This is a genomic window from Microbacterium sp. Bi128 (assembly GCF_918698205.1).
The window spans coordinates 1-3,431 of the sequence record NZ_CAKKMM010000494.1 but is presented as its reverse complement, the minus strand read 5'-3'; the positions used below and the strand labels follow the sequence as shown (position 1 = coordinate 3,431).

Sequence of the window (3,431 nt, the reverse complement as noted above, 5' to 3'; positions counted from 1 at the left end):
TCGCAGGTGAGGGGCGCCGTCGTAATTTCCCCGATGCGCTATCACTTGGGGTGGCTATCAGCGCTCAGAACAGCCTGAAGTGATAGCGCATCGAGTGGTGGGCGCGTTACTCGAGCCGGCGCTGCTTCGTCTCGGGGGCGAAGAACGCCATCCACAGCACGGAGAGCAGCACGAGGCCGCCGGCCAGGGCGAACGACGTCGCGAGCCCCAGTTCCGGCCACAGGAAGGCCGCGAAGATCAGCGGACCGAACCCGGCGCCGAGCCGGGAGAACGTCGAGGCCCAGCCGAAGCCGGAGCCGCGCAGTTCCGTGGGGTAGAGCTCGGAGACGTAGGTGTAGAGCACCGGGATGGCCACCTGCACCACGAAGCCGAACACCAGGAGCCAGAACACGGCGGCGGTGGGAATGTCCACCACGATCGCCACGATCACCAGCGTCAGCGCGGACAGCGGTCCGGTGATCGCCAGGATCCACTTGCGGCCCACCCGCTCCACCAGCAGGGCGGCCACCACCACGCCCAGGAGTCCGACGGCGGCCATCGACGCCGTGGTCAGGAAGGCCTTGTACTCCTCGAAGCCGGCGCCGATCAGGATCCGCGGCATCCACGTCAGCGACAGGTAGTAGACGAGCAGGATGCTGAAGAACAGGGCCCATGCCGCCGTCGTGATCTTCCAGTTGAACTGCCAGAGGGCGCGCAACTGCGTCCACGCACTCCCCGCCGAGAGGCGTGGTGCATCCTGCGGTGCGGGCAGGCTGTAGACGCGGGCCTCGGCGCCGGTGGCCTGGACCAGGGCGTCGATCACCTTGGCGGCCTCGTCACCATGACCAGCATGGTCAGCCGCCAGTCCGCGAAGGCCGCGACCAGCCCGGCGGAGACAAAACCGCAGAGGGCCGCGCCGATCGGCCACCAGCCGTCCATCGCGGTGAGCACCCGGCCGCGCTGTTTGCGCGGGGTGAACTCGCCCACCAGCGCGTAGTCCACCGGGATGCAGCCGCCCAGGCCGAACCCGGCCAGGAACCGGAACACGACGAACCACATGAAGTCGGGGGAGAAGGCGCCGAGCACGGTGAAGATGGAGAAAATCAGCAGGGTCGCGGTGAAGGCCTTCTTGCGGCCGATGGTGTCCGCGATGGTGCCCCAGACGAACGCGCCCAGGGCCATGCCAATGAGGTTCGCCGTGCCGATCCAGGCGGCATCGCCCGGGCTCAGCGACCAGTGCTTGGACAGCAACGGAATGAGGATGCCGTTGAGGGTGACGTCCCACGCATCGAACATGAAGCCCAGTCCGCCGATCAGGAAGATCCGGCCCTGGACCTTCCACCGCCACGGCAGTTCCTGGACCACCTGTTCGCCGCTGGGCACAGTGGTGTACGTGTTCATCTTGGCCTCCTGTGAAAACTCTACGTGGCCGGGCCGCGGCCTGCGCGTGCTTCACACTCCGGCGCGCGGGAGGGCCCGGCGGCGGGACGCGATAAACTGGCCGCATCCCCACCACCCGCGGCCCCGCCGCGATATAAGACGGAGACTTTTGTGAGCTTCACGCAGCTTGACCGTGTATCCATCGACCGAGTTCCCATCCACCGGGCACTGATTTCGGTCTACGACAAGACCGGTCTGGAGGAGCTCGCTCAGGGCCTGCACGCCGCCGGCGTCAAGATCGTTTCCACCGGCTCCACGGCCAAGAAGATCGCCGCCGCGGGCATCCCCGTGCAGGAAGTCGAGGAAGTCACCGGCTCCCCGGAAATGCTGGACGGCCGCGTCAAGACCCTGCACCCGCGCGTGCACGGCGGCATCCTCGCGGACCGCCGCGTCCCGGCCCACATGCAGACCCTGGCGGACATGGAGATCGAGCCGTTCGACCTCGTCGTCGTCAACCTCTACCCCTTCGTGGAGACCGTGAAGTCCGGTGCCGCGCCGGACGACGTCGTCGAACAGATCGACATCGGGGGTCCCGCGATGGTGCGCTCCGCCGCGAAGAACCACGCCGCCGTCGCCATCGTGGTGGACCCGGCGTCCTACGGTGCCGTGGTGGAGGCCGCCGCCTCGGGCGGTTTTGACCTGAAGACCCGCCGCCGGCTCGCCGCCAAGGCGTTCGCGCACACCGCGGCCTACGACACCGCCGTGGCCACCTGGACCGCCAGCCAGTTCCGCGACGAGGACGGCGACGGCGTGATCGACTGGCCCGCCTACGCCGGTTTGGCCCTGGAACGCTCAGAGGTGCTCCGCTACGGCGAAAACCCGCACCAGCAGGCCGCACTGTACGTGGACAAGGCCGCCCCGGCCGGCATCGCCCAGGCCGACCAGCTGCACGGCAAGGCCATGAGCTACAACAACTTCGTCGACGCCGACGCCGCCCTGCGCGCCGCCTTCGACTTCGCCGAGCCCGCCGTCGCCATCATCAAGCACGCCAACCCGTGCGGCGTGGCCGTGGGGTCCGCGTCGGCGGCCGACCCGATCGCCGACGCCCACGCCAAGGCCCACGCCTGCGATCCCGTGTCCGCGTTCGGCGGCGTCATCGCCGCGAACCGCACGGTCACCGCCGGGATGGCGCGGACCGTCGCCGGCATCTTTACGGAGGTCGTCATCGCGCCGGGCTTCGACGACGAGGCAGTGGAGATCCTGTCCAAGAAGAAGAACATCCGCCTCCTGGCCCTCCCGGACGGATACGGCCGCTACCCGACCGAGTTCCGCCAGGTCTCCGGCGGCATGCTGGTACAGGCCACGGACAAGGTCGACGCCGACGGCGACACCCCCGCGAACTGGACCCTGGCCGCGGGCGCCGCCGCCGACGCCGCCACTCTGGCCGACCTCGCGTTCGCCTGGACCGCGTGCCGCGCGGCGAAGTCCAACGCCATCCTGCTCGCGGACAACGGCACAGTGATCGATCTTCGCGACCACCAGGCCGACATCGTGGGCCAGGTCGAGGTTGGCTTCGTCTACGTCGACGGCTCCAGCGTCGGCGAGGTCACCGAAGCAGACCTCAAGGACCGTCAGACCCTCGGCGATGAGGGCTTCATCTCCATCATCACGGTCATCCACCGTGCCACCGGCAAGGTGGTGTCCGGGCCGGAAATCCACGCCCGCGGCGTGGCCGAGGACGATTCCGTCTTTGACGAGATCATCCCCAAGATCAATGAGGCCCTCGAAGAAGCCGTGCTGAACCGCACGGACCACACGACGCACCAGCTGCAGCAGGTCGTCCGCCGGGTCGTCGGCACGTGGGTCAACCGCAAGCTGCGCCGCAAGCCCATGATCATCCCGGTGGTCCTTGAGGCGTAAGCCTCAGGTGGTTCACCGGGCGTAAGCCTCAGGTGGTTCACCGGGCGTAAGCCTCAGGTGGTTCACCGGGCGTAAGCCTCAGGTGGTTCACCGGGCGTAAGCCTCAGGTGGTTCACCGGGCGTAAGTCCTTCACTCGCACCCGGCGCATGCC

1 protein-coding gene and 1 pseudogene are annotated in these 3,431 nt (G+C 68.3%); one reads left to right on the top strand and one right to left on the bottom strand.

Going from position 1 to position 3,431, the window contains the following annotated elements; translation table 11 throughout:
- Positions 1-106: 106 nt before the first annotated feature.
- Positions 107-1,380 (bottom strand): annotated as a pseudogene (locus LQV45_RS21715) (MFS transporter).
- Between the two features lie 150 nt (positions 1,381-1,530).
- Between LQV45_RS21715 and purH the strand changes: the two are divergent.
- Entirely contained in the window at positions 1,531-3,279 is a 1,749-nt protein-coding gene (gene purH / locus LQV45_RS21710) for a bifunctional phosphoribosylaminoimidazolecarboxamide formyltransferase/IMP cyclohydrolase (protein WP_230008775.1), read from the top strand.
- Positions 3,280-3,431 lie beyond the last annotated feature (152 nt).